The following is a 20,119-nucleotide window of genomic DNA, read 5'->3' on the forward strand; positions in this document are numbered from 1 at the left end:
CGTGGACCGACTCTTCCTTCGCGTCTATCTCCACATCTTCGCGGGCGTGCTCATCGCCGGACTCGCCGCCAGGGCGTTCGTGATTCCGAGGATCAACGCGCAGCTCGCGCGGAACCTCGAAGTCTCCCTGGCGGTGCCCGTCGGGCTGATGGCCGAGCTGTTCGAGGCGCGCTACCGCGAGCACGGCGACTTCGGAGGTCCCGCCGAGGAGGCCTCCAAGCGCTTCGGCGTGCCAGTCGCGCTCATCCCCCAGGCACGGACCCCGCTCGACGCCGAGGGAGCCGAGCGGCTCGCGCGCGGGCAGGTCATCCGGGAGGGGCCGGTGTTCGCGTCGATGCTCTATGCGCGCATCGAAGGGACGAACCACGTCCTCCAGGTGGGGCCGCTGCCGCTCATGTTCCCGCTGGGCGGTGCGCGAGGCGGCGCGCTCCTCCTGTTGTTCGTGGGCGGGCTCTCCCTGGGCATCTTCGCGCTCCTTCGCCCCGTGCGCCGTCAGCTCCTGGACCTGCGGCGAACCGCCGAGGCGCTCGGCAGGGGAGAGCTCGGCGCGCGAGCCCAGGTCGGCTCACGGGACGTCATCGGCGCCCTCTCGGCGGCGGTGAACCACATGGGCGCGGAGCTCCAGCGCTCCATCACCTTGCGAGACGAGCTCCTCCACAACACCTCCCACGAGCTTCGGGCCCCGAGCCAGCGGCTGCACTTCAGCCTCGCGCTCGCGAGAGAAGCGTCAGAGCCCGACGCGCGGGAACAGGCCTTCGACCGGGTGGAGCGCAGCCTGTCGGAGCTCGATGCGCTCATCGACGAGCTGCTGACCTATGCGCGCCTGAAGGCGCACGGCGCGCGCAAGGAGGCCCGGGTGGATGTGCGTCCTGTGCTGGCCGCGCTCTGCGAGACCCTGACCCTGTTGCCACACAAGGCGGTGCTGGCCGCCCCGGGGCCGGACGAGGAGCCGCTCGTCGTTCGTGTCGAGGCCCGGCTCATCGAGCGCGCGACGTCGAACCTGATTCTCAATGCCCTGCGCCATGCGAACTCCCGGGTCCAGGTCAGCCTGAGCCGGGAAGGGCGCGTGATTCACATCCATGTCGACGACGACGGGCCGGGGATTCCGCTCGCGGAGCGGGAGCGGATCTTCGAGCCGTTCCATCGACTCGACGACGAGCGCCACGGCTTCGGGCTCGGGCTCGCCATCGTGCACCGCATCGCGGAGGTGCATGGAGGGAGCGTCCGTGCCCTGGGCTCGTCGCTGGGGGGCGCACGCTTCACGCTGTCGTTTCCAGCGTGAAGCGCGGCCCGAACCCGGGGCGGAGCCTTGCCCCTACTTCTTCGCGCTGCTGCGCAGGTAGCGATAGAACTCGGAGTCGCTGCCCAGGAAGAGGGACGTGGAGCGGTCCACCACCTGGGGGTAGGCCTCCAGCGTGCGCATGAACTGGTAGAACTCCGGGTCCCTCCCGAAGGCGTCCGCGTAGATCTTCGTCGCCTCGGCGTCGGCGGTGCCGGTGATCTCCTGCGCCTTGCGGTACGCCTCCGAGCGGATCTCCTTCAAGTCCCGCTCCCGCTGTCCGCGCACTTCGGCCGCGCGGCCCATGCCCTCGGAGCGCGAGCGCTCGGCGGTGCGGCGCCGCTCGGAGATCATGCGCTCGAAGACCTTCACCTGGACCTCGTCGACGTAGTTGATGCGGCGGATCTGCACGTCCACCAGCTCCACGCCGAACTCCTTGACGATCTCCGCGGCGCGGTCGCGAATCTGCCGGGTGAGCTTGTCGCGTCCCTGGGAGACCTGCTCCAGCGACTCACCGCGCTCGGCCTCGGTGGTGTACTCGTCGTCCTCGAACGGCCGGTTGGTGGAGCGCACCGCCTCAATCAGCGCGAACGAGGCGATGGTGTTGCGCGTCTCGCCGTCGATGATGTCGTCGAGCCGGGACTGGGCATTGCGCTCGTCGCGCAGGCGCTGGAAGAAGCGCAGCGGGTCCACGATGCGCCAGCGGCCGAAGGTGTCCACCCAGATGTACTTCTTGTCCTTGGTGGGGATCTGGTTCGGGTCCCCGCGCCAGTCCAGCCAGCGCTTGTCGAAGCGGTTCACCGTGTCGACGAAGGGCTGCTTGAAATGCAGTCCCGGCTCGGTGATGGACTGGCCCCGGGGCTGGCCGAAGCGGGTGATGACGGCCTGCTCGTGCTCGCTCAACGTGTACGTGCTGGAGAAGCCCAGCACGACGGCGAGCGCGGCGACGACGACGAGAATCAGTGCGACGCGGCTCATTGCTGGGCCTCCTTCAGCTGCGCTGCGCCCGCGGAGACGGAGTCCGCCCCGTCCATCCGCAAGAGGGGCGTGAAGCCCTTGAGGTTCTCATCCATGACCACCTTCTGCCCGGCGCCCTGGAGCACCTGGCTGACCGTCTCCAGGTACATCCGGCGACGGGTGACCTCCGGCGCCTTGCGGTACTCCTCGTAGACGCGGGTGAAGCGCTCGGCCTCGCCCTTGGCGCGGTTGACGCGTTCAATCGCGTAGCCCTCCGCGGAGCGCAGCGCCTCCTCGGCCTCGCCCTTGGCGCGGGGGATGGCGCGGTTGCGCTCGGCGTAGGCCTCGTTGATGGCGCGCTCCTTCTCCTGGATGGCCTGGTTGACCTCGTTGAAGGACGGCTTGACGGGGTCGGGCGGGTTCACGTCCTGGAGGACGACCTGCTGGATGTCCACGCCCGTCTCGTAGCGGTCCGCCAGGTCCTGGAGCAGCAGCTTGGACTGGGTGGCCACCGTCTGGCGGCCCGTCGTGAGGACCTCGTTGACGGAGTGGTCGCCGACCACCGCGCGCATCGACGCCTCGGAGATATCGCGGAGCATCCCCTCCACGTTCTTCACCTTGAAGAGGTACTTGTACGGGTCCTTGATCTTGTACTGGACGATCCACTCGACCACGGCGACGTTGAGGTCACCGGTGAGCATCAGGGACTCGCGCTTCAGGTCCGACGTGCTCGCCGAATACGACGTGGCGCGCGAGTTGACGGACTCCGTGCGGAAGCCGAACTCCGCCTTGAGCTGCCGCTGCACCGGCACCTTGACGATGCGATCCACCCAGAACGGCAGCCGGAAGTGGGGACCCGGCTCCACCGTGCCCACGAAGCGGCCGAGCCGGAGGATGACGCCAACCTCGTCCGGCTCCACCTGCGCGTAGCTGGTGAGCAGGCCCACCAACGTGACGAGCGCAATCGAGCCCAGCAGGAGCCGACGTCCGAGGCCGCGACTCAGCCTCTTCTGCAGCTCACGCAGGACGTCCGCGGGGTCCCGCCCGTTCGGGTCGGGGTTCAACACTCGAGGATCCCATGCCATCCCTCAGTCTTTGGACTGCAAAGAATCTACTTGCAAGGAGAACCGGGGCGGCGAGTGAAACGGGCCCGGAATCCTGGTTCATTCGTGACCCCTTGCCTGCCGAGCACCTATGGTCCGTCCCCGCGCCCATGGTCACCCTCGACGCCCCGGCTCCCGACTTCGAAGCCCTCACCACGCAGGGGCAGCGCCTGCGCCTCTCCGCGCTGCGAGGGCGCCCCGTGGTGCTCTTCTTCTTTCCGGCCGCCTTCACGCCCGTGTGTACCCAGGAGGCGAAGCATTTCGGCGAGGCGCTTCCGCAGCTGCGGGCTCTTGGCGCCGAGGTGGTGGGCGTGTCCACGGACACGCACCAGGTTCAGTGCGACTTCGCCGCGGCGACGGGCGCCGAGTATCCGATGGTGGGCGACCCGAGCGCGGGCATCGCGCGCGGCTACGACGTCGTGTGGCCGCTGCTCAAGCGCGTGCAGCGGGTGACCTTCGTCATCGATGCGCGGGGCATCATCCGAGGCATCTTCCACCACGAGCTGCGCGTGGAGCACCACGTTCGCATGGTGGTGCGCGCCGTCCAGAGCCTCGCCACGGCGGGCTGAACCGCGCGGCGCCTCGGCCTTCGACTCCGGAAACGACACCGGCCTCGCGGCCGGGATGAACCCGGAGCCGCGAGGCCAGGAGCGGACAGGGCTCAGTAGTTGAGGTTGACCGCGAAGTGGAACGTGTCACCGGACGCGTTGTCCACGTCCGCGCGGAAGTCGAAGTTGGTGCCGCTGCGGTAGTACCAGAGGTAGCCGCCCGCGCCGACGTTGCGGATGACCTGGTCCTTGATGTTGAGCGTCACGTTGCCGGAGGTCGGGCACACGGCGGTCTTGTGGTAGTCCACTCCGCCGCGCTGGGCGTAGGCGCCACCGCCCCAGTTGGTCAGGCACATCTTCCAGTCGTAGGCCGCGTTGCAGAAGTTGTCCTGGAACCAGGTGATGTCGCACGGGCCGTAGGCCGCGGCGCTCGTGCTTCCGGCGGCCAGGCCGTCCTTGAAGATCGACTCACCGCGCTCGGTCGCACCCTCGGCGTCGCGGGGGGACGTGCGCATCAGCTCGTAGCGCTGCTGGGCGATGCCGAGCGCCTGGGGCACGTCGCTGCGGCCGGTCAGCTTGCTCCACGCCGCGGCGGGGCCAATGCCGTCGATGGCCGCCGGGGGGTTCGGGTAGACGCCGGCCTCCATGACCATCACCTCGCCGTCCGCCAGCTCGAGGAACTCGACCACGTTGCCGTTGTCGCGCTCCACGCGCGCCAGCACCGACGCGGGCGTCTCCGTCTTCTCGGTGGTGGTGGCGGCGTCCTCGATGCCGCAGCCGGCGGCGAGGACCATCATCATGACTCCAGGGACGATACGCTTCATGGGACTTCTCCCGAGCAACGCGCCTGGCGCCGCTCATGTTGTTGTGGGGTGGGATGCAAGTGCGCGCCGCGAAACCGCATGCGGACCGTGTCGGCGTGCTCCCGGTCCATGAGCAATGGCCGTGCCGCACGTGCTCTCAGAGGGAAGCGCGAGGAATCAGGGGCACGTGAGCGCAACGCCGGCCGGCAAGTCCTGCCGTGTCAAAGGCAGTCCTTGCTCGTGCCTGTCGCTCCGCTGGAAATGCAGTGGTGGACAGGTGCGGGCGCGGGCATGGGGCGTCCCGGAGGGAAGTAGGGCAGACTTGGTGGGTGATGGCCCCGGCGCCACGGATGGCGCGGTGGGTGGACGGGCAGCGCCCGTACCAGGGGCCGGGAGTCAGGCCAATGAAGCACAAGGAAGCCAGGATGGTGTCCGTCAACGGCCCCGCGGGTCGGTTGATGGCGACAGTCGAGGGCGACGGCGGCATCCCCGCCATCTTCGTGCACGACGTCGCCGGGGACCGGTCTCACTGGGCGGAGACGCAAGTGGGCCTCGCGACGCGCAGCGTGGCCTTCGACCTTCGCGGGCTGGGCGAGAGCAGCGGCTCCCACGGTCCCTTTGGCGTGGAGGCGGCGGTGGAGGATGTCGTCGCGGTCGCCGACGCGCTGGCCCCCGAGAAGTTCGTCCTGGTGGGGCATGGCTTTGGAGCCGCGGTGGCTGGCGCCTTCGCCGCGTACTACCCCGAGCGGCTGGCCGGGCTCCTCTATGTCGAAGCGCCGGGAGACCTGCGCCGCATGCCGGAGGCCGAGGCGGAGGCCTGGCTCGACAACTTCAGCGCCGCGAAGTACGGCGCCTTCCACGAGCACTGGCTCACGCCCCAGCTCCTCGCCGCGAAGGATTCCACGCGCGTGTTGGTGATGAAGACGATGCGCACGTCGCGTCGCGAGGCCATCGCCGGGAACCTGGAGTCGCTGCTCGCGCATGACCCGGACGCGGCGTTCGAGCAGTTCAAGGGCCCCACCCACGCGCTGGTGGCGGCCACGGGGCCGGAGACGCTGGTGGGACAGCGGGCCGACTTGTCCCGCACCGTGGCGCCGCACGCCAGTCACTGGCTGATGTTGGACTCGGCGAAGTGGTTCCACACGGAAGTGGTCCGCTTCCTCGGTCAGAGTCGGCACCACCCCTGAGCCACGCGGGGCCGGGTCCGCTCGTCTCGGGTGCATCGTCGCTCTACACTGCCTCCCTCCTGGAGGAACGATGCACCTGAAGAGACTTCATCGGTCGGCAGTGAGCGCGGTGTTCTCGCTGGCCACAGGCTTCGCGCTCGCCAGCGTGGCGGGCTGTTCGAGCGAGGATGCGCCGGGCGTGGACGTGCCCAACCCGCTGACCAATCCCAAGGATGGCCCGCCCGCCGGCAATCCGAACGCGGAGGCCACCTGCACCGTGCCCGCGGAAGCGGGGCTCGCTGACAGCTCCAGGCCGACCACCGTTGTCGGCACGGGAACGCCCGCGAGCTGTACCAGTGCCGCCTTTGTCGAGGCAGTGGCCCGGGGCGGGGTCATCACCTTCGACTGTGGCCCGGAGCCGGTGACGATCACGCTCGACAGGACGGCGAAGATCTTCAACGACAAGGGGCCGGAGATCGTCATCGACGGCAAGGGGCTGGTGACGCTCAGCGGAGCGGGCAGGCACCGCATCCTGTACATGAACACCTGTGACCAGAAGCAGGTGTGGACGACCTCCCACTGCCAGAACCAGGACCACCCTCGGCTGACGATCCAGAACCTCACGTTCGTGGATGCCAGCTCCAAGAGTGAGTCGGAGTTCGACGGAGGCGGGGCGGTCTGGGTGCGCGGTGGGCGGGTGAAGGTCATCAACTCCCGCTTCTTCAACAACGCGTGCGCGGATGTCGGGCCCGACGTTGGAGGTGGCGCGCTCCGGGTGTTCAGCCAGTACGACGGGCGGCCGGTCTACGTGGTGAACACGACCTTCGGCGGCAAGCAGGGCTTCGGCGGAGTCTGCTCCAACGGTGGTGGCATCAGCAGCATCGGCGTGTCGTGGACAGTCATCAACAGCCTCTTCTCCCACAACCGGGCCATCGGCAACGGCGCGAATCCCGCCACTCCAGGCACCCCGGGAGGGGGCAGCGGCGGCGCCATCTACAACGACGGCGACAGGATGACGCTGTCCCTGTGTGGCACGCGAATCGAGCACAACGAAGTCAACGCGCATGGAAGCGCCATCTTCTTTGTCAGCAATGACCATTCGGGCGACATCCGCATCGACCGCTCGGTCATCCAGAACAACCGGGGTGGCTCCTGGTACGTGACGTATCCCCAGATATCGAATCACTCGGATACGCCGATTGCCGTCACGAACTCCACGATTGAGTGACGGAATGGCTGTCAAGGTGCGGGTAAGAGTGCGGGCTACCATTGACACCAGTGAGCAATTGACTGGGAGTGAACAGTGTGCTTTTTCTCGCACTGCCTCGAGGCTATCAAAGGCTCATCAAAGGATCGTCCCAAATGTCAGTGGTTTCGAAGCTGCCCGCTCCGGCTGCCCCGCCCCCGGCTCAACCTTCCGGTACCGTCACGCTCTACAAAGACGCGGGTTGGGTGGGCTCGCCCTACTCAGTCAATACCCGTGATTACCTCAAAGACACACGCCATTCCATCGCCGGGTCGAGCCTTCACGACGAAGCGACCTGGATTGCGTTCAATCTGCCGGTAGGCACCGTCATGACCCTGACGGATAACTATGTCGCCCCGGCCAACGGCAATGTCTATGACCTCATCAACTGCGGCAGGGTGGTCGACCTCGTGGGAACAGGCCAGACCGAGGCCGTGGATCTCACGAAGATCAACCTGAACGATTGCATTTCGGCGTTCTTCTGGCACACGCCCGACCTGAGCGCCGGCGCCATCGAACTCTACGAATCCGCCGCCTTCGCGGGGAACCGCACCGTCCTGTTCCTCTCGGAGTGGGGCGCGGGAAAGACCTACGCCCTGGATGGCTGGTACATCAAGGATCGCGCGAGTTCCGTGCGCTGGCCCGCGCTGGTGGACGCCCAGATGGCCTCGTTGTTCAACAACAACGACGGCTCGGGGGCGGCCTATGGGAACATCAAGGCGTGGGGCAGCTTCTCGGAGGTGAGCAATCTCAAGGAGGTCGGATTCAACGACGCCGTCTCCAGTTTCTCCTGGAACAACCTCCTCCCGAAGCAGTCGTTCGTCAAACCGGTGGACATCGTGGTCCCCGACTCCGTCGGGAAGAGGGTGTCGGACAGTCTGCATTGGCCAAACGACTCCTCCGCGGTCCAGAAGCAGACCCTCTCGGTCGACGTCACGGACGAGCAGACGACAACGGTGACGGCCACCAACCAGTACACGGCGGGCATGCAGTTGAGCTATTCGCTCTCGGCCAAGAAGACCCAGGGAACGAATGAGGTGACCAAGGAGTGGACACTCAGCGTCGGCTTTGTCTATTCGCATACTGATGAATCGTCGTTGACCAAGACGCAAAAAACGACGCTCGTGGTCACGGTTGAGTTGAATGTGCCCCCCTACTGCATCTTCGACGCGACGCTGTGGGTGCAGCTGGGGCAACTGCCCCCTGGCACGACCTACAAGACCACGGCCGAGCGCTGGTATGACCAGGAGCTCAAGGGAAGCGTGTACGATCCTGCGAACGGCTACTGGAAGCGCACGGAGTCCGTCACCTTGCAGATGGGCGGAACCCTGGCCGTCAGTCAGACCTGTGAAACCAAGGAGAGCGCTCTCCCCGAGAAGCCGCCGGTCACCGCGCCATAGCATGCAGGCGTCGTGAATGGCTGATGGCCGCGCCGCTCCGAGGAGGGGCGCGGTGGACTTCCCGGCATTGATTCGCTAGGAACCGTCAGTCCATGAACTCAAGAATAAGCAGTGCGACTGTTTTATGGGCAGGAGTGCTGGCCGCAATCGCGCTCACCGGATGTACGAAGGAGGGTGAGCGCGAGAGCCGCGTGGGGACCGTGTCGCAGGCCGCGACGTCACCGGTGAGCGTGTCGGAAGCGGTGGCGATCACCAGCCAGGGCATGACGCAGAACGGCTCGGCGCACCGCAACGAGGCGCTGCTCGGGGTGTTCCAGACCGAGGACTACGAGGTCGAGGCGCTGCTGCGCTTCCCTCAGCTCGGGGTGCCGCAACGGGCGGTGGTGCAGAGCGCGACGCTCCGGTTCGCCGTGGAGACCTATACCGACGACTTCGCGATTCGTGGCTCGTATGTGCAGGCGCCCTGGAACCTGGTGGCTGGAGACCTGGGGTGGCAGTTCCGGGATGAGGACCTGGCGTGGGACCGGCTGGGCGCGGTGGGGCAGGGGACGGACCTCGTCGCCGGCTCCTCGTTCCAGGTCACCACGTTTCCGAGCACGGTGAGCGTGCACAACGTGCCGCTCGATGTCGCGGTCGTGCAGTCGTGGGTCGATGACCCTTCGACGAACCAGGGTGTGATGCTGGCGAACTCGAAGGTTGGCAAGGTGGCCAAGCTGTTCACCAGCCTGGCGACCCAGCCGGAGCGCCGGCCGATCCTCACCATCGAGTACACCCCTCCCGTGCCGAACAGCGACACCACGCCACCGACGGTGGCAATCACCTCGCCCGCGGGAGGCGCGACGGTGGAGGGCGTGGTCGCAATCACCGTGGCCGCGAGCGACAACGTAGGCGTGGCGAACGTGCAACTGCGCATCGACGGCCGCAACCTCGCCTCATCGCAGCTCGACACCCGCTTGTTCCGCAATGGCGACCACGTCCTGACCGCGCACGCGCGAGATGCCGCTGGCAACCTCACCACCTCGGCCTCCGTGCGCATCACCATCGACAACGAGCTCGTCGACACGGGTCCTCCGCAGGTCCAGGTCACCGCGCCGGTCGCGAGTGAGACGGTGAGCGGGCCCTTCACGGTGCGGATGAGCGCGGTGGACGACATTGGCGTCACCCGGGTGCATGTCGAACTGGATGGCACCCAGGTCGGTGAGGCGGACATGGCCGCCCCCTGGTCGGTGACGCTCGATACCGAGGCGCTCCAGCCCTACGGGCTTCGGCAACTGACCGCGGTGGCGCGCGACGCCGCTGGCAACGTCGCCAGCTCGGCGCCGGTCGCAATTACCGTGAGCGCGCCTCCGCCCGATACCATTCCTCCCGAGGTGCAGATCGTCTCGCCCGCGAGTGGCGTGACAGTGGGCGGCACCATCCAGATCAAGATCGACGCCTACGACAACGTGAGGATCGCCGGCGTGCAGTTGAAGGTGAACGGCCAGAATGTGGGCCGCGAGGACCTCAGCTATCCGTATTGGATCAACGTCACCACCACGCAGGTGGGCGATGGCACCTTCCCGGTGACGGCGGTGGCGAGAGATCGCGCCGGCAACCTCACGACCTCCGCGCCCATCACGCTCACCATCGCCAACGGGCCTCCGGTAGTCCTCGCCATTCCCGTGGCGCACCCTCGCGTCTGGTTCACCGCGTCCCGGCTGGCCCGTGCCCAGGCGTACTTCGCGCAGCACCCGTACACCCCGGTGGCGAACGTGCAAGGCCCCGAGCAGGCCATCGACGCGGCGATGCATTCGCTCATCACCGGCACTCCGGCGTCGTGTCGTTCCGCGATCACCTGGGCGGTGCAGACCGAAATCCCCATCAGCGAGAACACGGTGTCGAGCGATCCGGCCCGTTGGTACGGCGAGGCGGTGATCCTCACCTATGACTGGTGCTTCGCGCACCTGCTGCCGGCGGAGCGCACGACCTTGATTGCGCGCTGGAACCTCGCGATCGAGGCGCTCAACGACAACCCGTGGGGCGGCATCGGCATGGAGGGCAACAACTACTACACGGGCTACTTCCGCAACTCGCTCCTGTGGGCGATTGCCAGCTGGCATGAGAACCAGCCATACGCCAACAACCTCCTGCAGTATGCGATGAGCTCGCGCTGGGACTTCTCGCTCCGGCCCTACCTGGACGGCCCGGCCGCTGGCGGCGCACCCCACGAGGGTTCGACGTACGGCCGCCGGACGTTCGGCTACATGACGGTGCCGTTCACCACGCTCGGCCTGTACGGGCACGACATGTGGAACCAGACCAACTACTTCATGGAGTCGGTCTTCTGGTCCATCTACTCGACCACGCCAGGGCGCAGCCGGATGGGACAGTTCCAGCTGTTCGAGACCTTCCCGTACAACGATGACGAGCGCTGGTTGACCCGGTGGGACTCCAGCAACACCGCGCAGACGCTGCTGGGCAGCTACTTCGCCCCACTCATCGAGGAGTGGTCTGCCCAGCCGATCGCCGGCTATGCCAAGCGCTTCCTCGAACTCACCGGTCACCCGATTGATGACCGTCTGATTCGATATGTCTACAGCGCCACCGTGGCGGCGGTGCCGTCGAGGGACCTCGCGGAGCTGCCGCTCGACTACCACGCGCCTGGCCTGGGCATGGTGTACGCGAAGACGGCGTGGGCGCCCGATGCGACCATGATCAACCTGCAGTTCGGCATGACGTCCAACGCGGGCCATGCCCACCGTGACGCCGGCAACTTCCAGTTGTGGCGGGCCGGCGAGTTCCTGACGCGGGAGACGGTCGGTTACGCCAACTCGATTGTTGGCTACGCCGGGGGTGGCGCGGTCGACGTCGAATCGCCCGTCGCGCACAACACCCTCCTGTTCGAGGGGATGGGCACGGTCGGCTACTACCATCACGTGCCCCAGATGTTGCGGCTCCACTCGACGCCGGTGGTCAACTACGCCGCGGTCGACCTGACCGGTGTGTACGACTTGAACGACGAGTGGGCCCACCGCGAGGCCGAGGTCGGCAACCCGTACGCGGGCAGGGTGGTGCGGGAGACGCTGTTCGTCCGTCCGCTCGACACCTTGATTGTGTTCGACCGGCTGGAGAGCGCGAGCGACAACGCCGCGGTCGACAAGACCTTCGTCATCCACTTCCCGGAGAACCCGGTGCTCACGGGCAACACGTGGTCGGCGAACAGCGGCGGTCAGGCTCTGAGGGTCAGCACCCTGGTGCCGGCCACTCCGACGCGGCGAATCGTGGACGAGCGCGGCCCGGTGCGCCCCAACGGCACCTACCCGTACCCGGTCGGCCAGTTCCGTGGGGAAATCGAGACCAGCGGGCAGGTGGTGAGCCACTTCCTGCACGTGGTCCAGGCCAGGGATGCGGCCAGCGGTGCGAACCTGCAGCTCACGCTCAACGAGACGTCCACCGCGTACACGGTGACGCTGGTCCATCCAACTCGGGGGAGCGCTGTGGTCACCTTCGAGAAGGGGATTGCGAGCACAGGTGGCAGCTTCGGCTTCGCCGCCACGGGCGCGGTCACCCAGTCGCCGCTGCGCGCTGGCGTCCAGGTGATGACCGTCACGCCGAGCGGGCCGGTCTGGGGTCCGTGACCTGAAAAGAAGCGGGCATGGAAGTGGCTGATACCTGTAGTTTCAGCTCGATCGGAAACCAACATGGCCCGCAAATTCATGCCGTTCGCAATCATGTCGATACTCGCGCTGTCATCCCTTGTGATGGCAGCGCCGAGTACCCCTCAAGCGCCCCCCGCTCCACAACAAGCCCCCAAAGTCCCCAGCAAGAGCCCGCAACAAAAGAAGTCCCCACAGCCCGAGGAAACGAAGGCCAAGGCAAGTCCGCCCCCTGCAACGGGCAGTGGCGACTATGACCCCCGGTGGGCGAAAGGGGCCATGCCCGCATGCCATGCGGCATGCCAGAGACAGCACCGGACCTCCGCCAGGCAAGTCATTCCAGACAAGTCCGTGATAGACGTGGAGAAGTGCGACAATGTCGAGTGCGCATGCGCGAACAACGCAAGTGTCCGCACCCATCTCCCGGATGGCTCATTCTGCGTCAGATATTTGATTGTGACGCCGCCCCCCAAGCCGCAGTATGGCGTTTGCAAGCAGGGCCAGTGCTACGTCAAATAGCGGATTCCCGATTCGCAGAAGGAGTCAAAGGCCATGCGTCACCATCAAGTCTTGTTCAGCTTGCTCGTCCTACAGACGCTCGTCGTCGCCAATGCACTCGGCCAACAGCCCTACCAGAGCGCCGCGCTCTCCCTCCACAATCAGTACCGCGCGAAGCATGGCAGCCCGGCCTTGAAGTCGGATGCCAGCCTGATCGCCAATGCGGAGAAGTGCGCGAACTACTACGCGGCGAAAAAGACGATAGACCACACATGTCCTTTCAAGAACGGTGCGGGTGAAAACCTGAGTGGTGGCACGGGTTCGTGGTCCCCGGGCGACTTCACAGCCATGGGTGTCAAGATGTGGTACGACGAAGTCAGGTATTACGACTTCACGAAGCCTGGTTTCTCCATGCACACCGGCCACTTCACGGCGGTGGTCTGGAAGAGCAGCACAAAGCTGGGGTGTGGCGTTGCTACGAAGGATGGCTATACGGCCATGGCTTGTTTGTATAGCCCGCCGGGAAACATGATGGGGCAATTCCCGGCCAACGTCCTTCGCTTGCGGTAATCCAGCACCCGTGAGGCGCACTCACCGGGAGCGGAGGTCCACGTCTCCGCTCCCAGACACGGAACGTCAGGACTTCACGAGGCCGCGCCTCACCACAGCTGAACGGGCGCCGGAGAGAACCCCGACCTGCCGTTTCCGAACTGTCCGTAGAGGTTGAAGCCCCACGCGTAGACGGTGCCGTTCGTTCGCAGCGCCAGCGAGTGGTAGTAGCCCGCGGACACGGCCACGACGCCGGGGAAGCCCGGGACCTTGAACGCCGTAGTGTGGCTGGCCCCGGTGGGATCTCCCAACTGGCCCCAGACGTTGTTGCCCCAGGCGGAGAGAGTGCCATCCGAAATCACGGCCAGCGAGTGGTAGTAGCCCGCCGCCAGGGCCGTCGCTCCGGTGACGCCCAGCGCCTGAACGGGCAGCAGCCGCCGGGTCACCGTCCCATCTCCCAACTGGCCATTGGTGTTGAGGCCCCATGACCACACGGTGCCCCCCGTCTTCACCGCCAGCGAGTGGTTGTAGCCCACTGCCACGGCCACCATCCCCGTGAGGTTCAAGCGGCCCGGCGCCAGCTGCTGGGTGGTCGTCCCACTCCCCAACTGGCCCTGTGAGTTGGTGCCCCAGGACCACACGGTGCCATCCGCCTTCAGCGCCAGCACATGGCTGGCTCCCGCGAACGTCGCCACGGCCGTCACCCCGGTGAGGCCCACCACCTGGACGGGCGTCAATCGGGAGAGGCCCGTTCCATCCCCCACCTGCCCCTCGGTGTTGCGCCCCCAGCCCCAGAGCGTGCCGTCCGCCTTCAGTGCCAGCGAGAAGCCACTGCCCGCCGCCACGGCCGTCACGCCGGTGAGGCCGGGGACCTGGAGGGGAACCAGGCTCGCGAGCGTCGTCCCATTCCCCAACTGGCCCTGCGCGTTGTCGCCCCAGGCCCAGACGGTGCCGTCCGCCCTCACCGCCAGCGAGTGCGACGCCCCCGTCGAGATGGCGGCAACCGCCGTGAGCCCGGAGACCTGCGACGGAGACACCTGACGCCCGAGTGTCCCGTCTCCGAGCTGCCCGTTGTTGTTGTTCCCCGCCCCCCAGACGGTGCCATCCGTCCTCAACACCAGCGAGTGAGACGTTCCGCCCGCGGGCCGCTGGCTGCCGGTGAACTGGGTGATGATGGGGTACACCGTGTCGGCCTCGGGGAACGTGCCGTACTCGTACGAGTCGTGACGCCCCCAGGCCCACGCGGTGCCGTCCGATTTGAACGCCAGCGCGTGGTAGCGCGCCACTGCCAGGGCCGCCACGCCGGTCAGCCCTGGCACCTGCGTGGGCGAGAACCGGATGCTGCTCATCGCGTCCCCCATCAACCCATAGCCGCCGTAGCCCCAGGCCCAGACCGTGCCGTCGGTCTTCAATGCCATGGAGTAGTTTTCACCCGAGTCCATGAACGCGACACCGGTGAGGCCGGGAATCTGCGTGGGCGTCAGCCGGCGCGCCATCGTCGAATCCCCCATCCCGAGCACGCCGAACCAGTTGTAACCCCAGGCCCAGGCAGTGCCATCCGACCGCACCGCGAAGACGTGGGAGTGCCCTGCCCGCAGGAACACCACGTTGGTGAGGCCCGGCACCTGCGCGGGCGTGAGCCGGCTCGTGGTCGTCCCATTCCCCAACTGGCCCTGCGTGTTGTCGCCCCAGGCCCAGACGGTGCCGTCCGCCCTGAGCGCCACGGAGAATTCATAGCCTCCCGATACGGCCGTCACCTGCGAGAGTCCCAACGCTCGCGTGGGCGTCAGCCGCTGGGTGGTCGTCCCATCCCCGAGCTGGCCGCCATCGTTCTCGCCCCAGGCCCAGACGGTGCCGTCCGCCTTGAGCGCCAGCGAGTGCAGGGAGCTCCCCGCGACGGCCGTCACCGCCGTGAGCCCCGGCACCTGAATGGGCGACAGGCGGTTGCTGGTCGTCCCATCTCCCAGCTGACCATAGGTGTTGGAGCCCCAAACCCACACGGTGCCGTCCGCCCTCCGCGCCATCGAGTGGTTGCTGCCCACCTCCACCGCCGTCACGCCCGTGAGGCCCGGCACCGGCGCGGGTGTCGCCCGGGGAGTGGTCGTCCCATCCCCCAGCCGTCCGTCGTAATTGGTGCCCCAGGCCCACACCGTGCCATCCGGCTTCAGCACCAGGTTGTGGTGATACGCGGCGAGCGTGTCCTGGACCGCCAGTCGCGCCTGCTGCGTCCCCACCGCCTCCGCCGCGACGTCGCTCGGCGCCCCAGGCGCCAGCGCGTCCGGGAGCGGCTCTCCGCCCCCACAGCTCAACCCCGCTACCACCATGCACACCCACCAGATGGACCTGACGACAGAGGACACGGCGTCATTCCTTGCGCTCATGGACTTCCTCCTGGAGGTACGGCGAACATGTCCGTATCCCAGTTGCACTTCAGGGAGGAAGGGCCTCACTGTTTTTCAGTTTTAAGCTGGAAATACTCGTGCTGGATTGTTTTGGGAGCACTGGATGGAGCGCCTTGCACTGTCTTCCTGTGCGGGCGTGCAATGCCACCCGGCGCTACTTCTTGGGCTGCTTCTTCAAGAACCGGCTCAACCGCACCTTGCCCAGGCCGCGTCCGTCGAACAGGTACCAGGTGATGGCCGCGCCGAAGAGGCCCGCGGCCCGGGCGATGCCTACCGCGCCGAGCACCGGGATGTTCCCATACATCCACGGCTTGGGCGCGAAGGAGATGAACGCGCCCACGATGAAGCCACACGCGCACGGCCCCATGAAGGCAATCACCGCCGCGCTGCCGCACCAAGGCCGTTGCAAGGGCAACGCTCGATGGCCCCCTGATGGGTGGGGGCTTGTGCCATTGGGGGGTGCTGGCGGGCGGGCGTCCACCTTGAGGGCAGGACGCTTGTGGTCCCCTTCTTCGATGCCGAGGTTCCGCGCCGCCCTCGGAAGTCGCGGAGGGGGAGCCTTCATGACAATGCAGCGAAGAGAGAGTGGGCGCATGCCCATGTTCGGTTCACTCCTGCTGGGCCTGACGCTGGCCTGTGGAGTGGAGACGGCGAACCCTGGCGAGGACGAGCTGGGCCTCACGGAGGTCGTGGCCGAGCTGGTGGAACCCCCTCCTGGGATAGACATCTACCTGGACCGTTGTCCAACGGCGACGGCGGCGCCGGGCGCCACGCTGTTCGTCTCGAACACGGGGCCGTGGAATCCAAGCAGGCCCCTGGGCTCCACCGACAACCCGTACAGGACCATTGGCGCGGCAGTGAGGGCCGCGGTGCCGGGAAACATCATCGAGGTGCGTGGCGGAACCTATCCGGAGCACGTCCTCATCAATCCGGAGACGACGCGGCCGGGCACCGCCATTGCTCCCATCGTCCTCAGGGGCCAGGCGTCCGCGCGACCGCGCATCGTCCCACCGACGAACCGCGTTGTAGGCAGCGTGCTGAATCTGAGCCAGCCCTATTGGATCCTGCAGTTCCTGGAAGTGGACCTCCAAGGCAAGGCCTCGTTTGGTGCGCTCTTCGAGCGCAATACCTATTGTTCACAGTTGATTGACTCGACGCTGCACGGGGGCACCGCCGGTGGTGGCGTCGTCCTCAGCAATGCCAACAATGTCCTCGTCAGGCAGAACGAAATCTATAACTTCTCGAAGACGGGGACCGACTCACATGGGGTCGTGCTCAAGAACTCCGCGCGGGAGATCTTCATCCTGGAGAACCAGGTTCACCAGACCTCGGGCGACTCGGTGCAGTGCCAGATGAATGGCACGAGGCCCGCGTATCTCTATATCGAGTACAACCTGCTGCACGATGCGGGCGAGAACGGCGTCGACATCAAGGGCTGCGACTCGGTCTTCATCCGCTTCAACTCCATCTTCGACTTCCCCAACCTGACGCTCTACCCCTGGCAGGCAAACAACTCTGCCGCGGAAGCCGTGGTGATCCATGAGAACGCCACGAACGTTCAAATCGTCTCCAACTACATTTCCCAGGCGGGCCGGGGAATCTCGGTGGGAGGCCTCGCGGCGGCGGACCAACCGGTGGATCTGCTGATTCGCAACAACACCATCAGCGACATCTACAACTACGCGAACAGGGGCAACGGACAGGGCATTCGCGTCGTGCAGGCCAACCGGATACAGATTCGCTCGAACCTCTTGCAGCGGACGGCGGACGCGGGGTTGCGGCTGGCCGCGGATGAGCCCCTGGGCGCCACGGGTCTCGTGGTGTACGACAACATCCTGCGGGACATGCCACTCTTCGTGCGGTTGGGCCGCGCGCAGTACCGGCTCCTGGCGCAGATGGACCGCAACCGCTACGAGGGGCCCATCGGCAAGTTCACGGCGACGGGATTGGCCCTCGAAGTGGAGTTCCCCGTGTGGCGCACCAGGCTGGCACCCGAGGGACTGGAGCAGAACTCGCTGCGAGTTCCCTGACGATGGCCACATCCTGGCCGCGCGGTGGCGGGCGGCCAGGCCCTGTCTGATGCACGGTGGACGGGAGTGCCCTCTTCACGGAGGTCGCGAGCAATGGCTGGGTGGTCCTTCTGTCTCTCAACGCTGACTCCCGCCGAGCCTACGTCTCGCCTGGGGGTGTGTCGTCCTCGTCGAAGAGGCCGGTAGGCAGGCCGTCGAGGCTGCGCGCGTTCTTCTTGCGCCGGTACTCCGCCAGTCCCTCCTCGCCCTTGTTCTCAGCCCAGCGCGCGAGCGTGGGCCTGTCGCCGGTGAACTCGTAGAGGGGCACGCTGTAGCCGCAGGACTTCTGCACGAGGTCGATGTCGAGCTTCACCATCTGCCGGGCCCCCAGCGGCTCCACGCCGCGGAACTCGGAGGCCAGCAGATGGGTGTACCCGGTGCTGCCTCGGCGAATCACCTGGCCCCGCCCATAGAGGCGCAGAATCATGGGCGGCCCCTCGAAGGCGCAGAACATGAGGGTGAGGCGTCCGTCGGCGCGCAGGTGCGCGGCGGTCTCGTTCCCACTGCCAGTGAGGTCCAGGTAGACGACTTCGCTGGGGCCAAGCACGCGGAGCGAGTCGAGCCCCTTCGGTGAGAGGTTCACCCGACCGCTGCTGGCGGCGGAGGCCGTGAAGAACATCCGCTGGCGCAGGATGAAGTCGCGGTGGATGGGCTCGAGGTGCGGGAACTGGGTGGCCATCGGTGCGGTCCCTCTCCCGCGAAAGGATCCCCCCGCTCCCGGTCCGGGAATACGAGAGGACGCTTCCGCGCGGGTCGTGGCGTCGCGCTACTTCTTGGGCTGCTTCTTCAAGAACCGGCTCAGCCGCACCTTGCCCAGGCCGCGTCCGCCGAACAGGTACCAGGTGATGGCCGCGCCGAAGAGGCCCGCGGCCAGGGCGATGCCCACCGCGCCGAGCACCGGGATGTTCCCATACATCCACGGCTTGGGCGCGAAGGAGATGAACGCGCCCACGATGAAGCCACACGCGCACAGCCCCATGAAGGCAATCACCGCCGCGCTGCGCAGGTTCTCGTTCAGCTTCTCGAACTGGTCCGCGCGCACCGTCACGGTGAACTTGCCGGACTCCATGTCGAGCAGGATTTGCGACAGCTGCGTGGGCAGGTCCTGGGCCATCGACTGAAGCCGCAACAGCGTGCGCATCAGCCCGCCCTGGAGCTGCGTCGGGTCATACCGCCCCGCCAGCAGCTCCTTCGCATACGGCAGCGCCACCTCGATGATGTTCATCTCCGGGTAGAGGCTGCGCAGCATGCCCTCGGTGGAGATGGAGGCGCGGCTGAGCAGCGCGTACTCCTTGGGAATCCGGATGCGGTACTTCACCGCCAGGTCCAGCAAGTCCCTCAGCAGCGTGCGCGCGTCCACCTGTCCCAGCGTGGTGGGCAGGTGCGAGCCGAGGATGCTCTCGATGTCGTTGCGGAACCCCACCAGGTTGGCCCGCGCGTCCGGCACGCCCACGCGATAGAGGATGCGCGCCACCGAGTCGCTGTCCTTCAGCGCCACGGCCAGACACAACATCACCAGCGTCTCCTGCATCGGCCGCGTCAGTCGTCCCACCACGCCGAAGTCCAGCAGCGCCAGCCGGTTGCCCTCCAGGAGCAGGAGGTTCCCCGGGTGCGGGTCGCCGTGGAACAGCCCGTCGTCGAACAGCTGCCGGAAGCTCGCCTCCAGGATGTTCTGGGCAATGGCCTTCCGGTCCTCCTCGGCCAGCGTCTCCGGAGCAATCTTCACGCCCCGGATGAACTCCAGCGTCAGCACCGTGCGGCTGGACAGGGACGCGTACACGCGCGGAATCTTGAGGTAGGTCCGCTCCCGGTGGTTCTCCAGGAAGGCGCGGACGTTCGTCGCCTCGTTGATGAAATCCAGCTCCTCGTGGATGGCCCGGTCGAACTCGTCGACGATGCCCGTGGGCGTGTAGATGCCCGTCTCCTCCACCACGGCCTCCAGCAGCCGCGCCAGACTGCGCAGCACCCCGAGGTCGGAGTCGATGCTCGCGGCGATGCCCGGCCGCTGCACCTTCACCACGACTTCCTCTCCCTCCAGCGTCACCGCGCGGTGCACCTGGGCAATGGACGCCGCCGCCAGCGGCGTCTCGTCGATCTGCTTGAACAGCTCGCTGGCTTCCTTGCCCAGCGATTCGCGAATCTGGGAGAGCACCTGCTCCAGGGGAATCGGCTCCACGTTGTCCTGGAGCAGGGCCAGCTCCTCGACGAACTCGGCCGGCAACAGGTCCGCGCGCGTGGACAACACCTGGCCCAGCTTCACGAAGGTGGGGCCCAAATCGTTCAGCAACATCCGGAAGCGGCGCGCGGTGGAGGCGCGCTGGGCCTCGGGAGAGACCTCCACCTTCTCCTGGCGACCCAGGATGCGCCACAGGCCCGCGCGCTCGAGCACCTCGCCAAAGCCATGCCGCGCCGCGATGACGGTGATCTGCCGCACACGGTTGAGGTCCTGGAGAATCACGGGAGG

At 66.8% G+C, this 20,119-nt stretch carries 15 protein-coding genes; 8 read left to right on the forward strand and 7 right to left on the reverse strand.

The window, feature by feature from the left end; all coding sequences use genetic code 11:
- Position 1: 1 nt before the first annotated feature.
- Positions 2 to 1,282, forward strand: coding sequence for an ATP-binding protein (locus HUA78_RS34435; protein WP_174464363.1), 1,281 nt, complete (start codon positions 2 to 4; stop codon positions 1,280 to 1,282).
- Positions 1,283 to 1,315: 33 nt separating this feature from the next.
- On the opposite strand, the gene hflC is transcribed toward HUA78_RS34435, so the two are convergent.
- Positions 1,316 to 2,257 (reverse strand): protease modulator HflC, encoded by a 942-nt coding sequence (gene hflC / locus HUA78_RS34440; RefSeq protein WP_141646802.1) that lies wholly within the window; start codon positions 2,255 to 2,257, stop codon positions 1,316 to 1,318.
- A complete protein-coding gene (gene hflK / locus HUA78_RS34445) occupies positions 2,254 to 3,321 on the reverse strand; it encodes an FtsH protease activity modulator HflK (RefSeq protein ID WP_141646801.1) in 1,068 nt (355 codons plus the stop codon). Before hflK ends, hflC begins: the two co-directional genes overlap by 4 nt.
- A gap of 92 nt (positions 3,322 to 3,413) precedes the next feature.
- Between hflK and HUA78_RS34450 the strand changes: the two genes are divergently transcribed.
- Positions 3,414 to 3,908, forward strand: coding sequence for a peroxiredoxin family protein (locus tag HUA78_RS34450; protein ID WP_217442698.1), 495 nt, complete (start codon positions 3,414 to 3,416; stop codon positions 3,906 to 3,908).
- 92 nt (positions 3,909 to 4,000) lie between these two features.
- Here HUA78_RS34450 and HUA78_RS34455 read toward each other — a convergent pair whose 3' ends face one another.
- Entirely contained in the window at positions 4,001 to 4,711 is a 711-nt protein-coding gene (locus HUA78_RS34455) for a hypothetical protein (RefSeq protein ID WP_174464364.1), read from the reverse strand.
- Positions 4,712 to 5,094: 383 nt separating this feature from the next.
- Between HUA78_RS34455 and HUA78_RS34460 the strand changes: the two genes are divergently transcribed.
- The 5 genes from HUA78_RS34460 to HUA78_RS34480 all read left to right on the forward strand — a co-directional run bounded on the left by HUA78_RS34460 (position 5,095) and on the right by HUA78_RS34480 (position 13,205).
- On the forward strand, positions 5,095 to 5,877 hold the full coding sequence (locus HUA78_RS34460; protein ID WP_174464365.1) for an alpha/beta fold hydrolase: 783 nt from the start codon (positions 5,095 to 5,097) through the stop codon (positions 5,875 to 5,877).
- A gap of 70 nt (positions 5,878 to 5,947) precedes the next feature.
- On the forward strand, positions 5,948 to 7,084 hold the full coding sequence (locus tag HUA78_RS34465; RefSeq protein WP_174467034.1) for a hypothetical protein: 1,137 nt from the start codon (positions 5,948 to 5,950) through the stop codon (positions 7,082 to 7,084).
- A 134-nt stretch (positions 7,085 to 7,218) separates the two neighbouring features.
- Positions 7,219 to 8,502: a hypothetical protein gene (locus tag HUA78_RS34470; RefSeq protein ID WP_174467035.1), complete on the forward strand. Its 1,284-nt coding sequence runs from the start codon at positions 7,219 to 7,221 to the stop codon at positions 8,500 to 8,502.
- Between the two features lie 134 nt (positions 8,503 to 8,636).
- A complete protein-coding gene (locus HUA78_RS34475) occupies positions 8,637 to 12,119 on the forward strand; it encodes an Ig-like domain-containing protein (protein ID WP_371745727.1) in 3,483 nt (1,160 codons plus the stop codon).
- 570 nt (positions 12,120 to 12,689) lie between these two features.
- A complete protein-coding gene (locus HUA78_RS34480; protein WP_174478103.1) occupies positions 12,690 to 13,205 on the forward strand; it encodes a CAP family protein in 516 nt (171 codons plus the stop codon).
- Between the two features lie 89 nt (positions 13,206 to 13,294).
- Here HUA78_RS34480 and HUA78_RS34485 read toward each other — a convergent pair whose 3' ends face one another.
- Both HUA78_RS34485 and HUA78_RS34490 read right to left on the reverse strand, forming a co-directional pair.
- The gene (locus HUA78_RS34485; RefSeq protein ID WP_254624054.1) at positions 13,295 to 15,565 is read right to left on the reverse strand and encodes an RCC1 repeat-containing protein; all 2,271 of its coding nucleotides are present in this window, start codon (positions 15,563 to 15,565) and stop codon (positions 13,295 to 13,297) included.
- Positions 15,566 to 15,740: 175 nt separating this feature from the next.
- Positions 15,741 to 15,995, reverse strand: coding sequence for a hypothetical protein (locus tag HUA78_RS34490; protein WP_254624055.1), 255 nt, complete (start codon positions 15,993 to 15,995; stop codon positions 15,741 to 15,743).
- Between the two features lie 184 nt (positions 15,996 to 16,179).
- Here HUA78_RS34490 and HUA78_RS34495 point away from each other — a divergent pair, with 184 nt between their 5' ends.
- Positions 16,180 to 17,616, forward strand: a complete 1,437-nt coding sequence (locus HUA78_RS34495) for a right-handed parallel beta-helix repeat-containing protein (protein ID WP_174478104.1) — start codon at positions 16,180 to 16,182, stop codon at positions 17,614 to 17,616.
- A gap of 139 nt (positions 17,617 to 17,755) precedes the next feature.
- On the opposite strand, the gene HUA78_RS34500 is transcribed toward HUA78_RS34495, so the two are convergent.
- A complete protein-coding gene (locus HUA78_RS34500) occupies positions 17,756 to 18,334 on the reverse strand; it encodes a pyridoxamine 5'-phosphate oxidase family protein (RefSeq protein WP_174478105.1) in 579 nt (192 codons plus the stop codon).
- An 87-nt stretch (positions 18,335 to 18,421) separates the two neighbouring features.
- Positions 18,422 to 20,113 (reverse strand): AarF/UbiB family protein, encoded by a 1,692-nt coding sequence (locus tag HUA78_RS34505; protein WP_174478106.1) that lies wholly within the window; start codon positions 20,111 to 20,113, stop codon positions 18,422 to 18,424.
- Positions 20,114 to 20,119: the final 6 nt, after the last annotated feature.

Origin of the sequence: Myxococcus sp. CA033, from assembly GCF_013336625.1 — a bacterium.
In the GTDB taxonomy this organism is placed as follows: Bacteria; Myxococcota; Myxococcia; order Myxococcales; family Myxococcaceae; genus Myxococcus; species Myxococcus llanfairpwllgwyngyllgogerychwyrndrobwllllantysiliogogogochensis.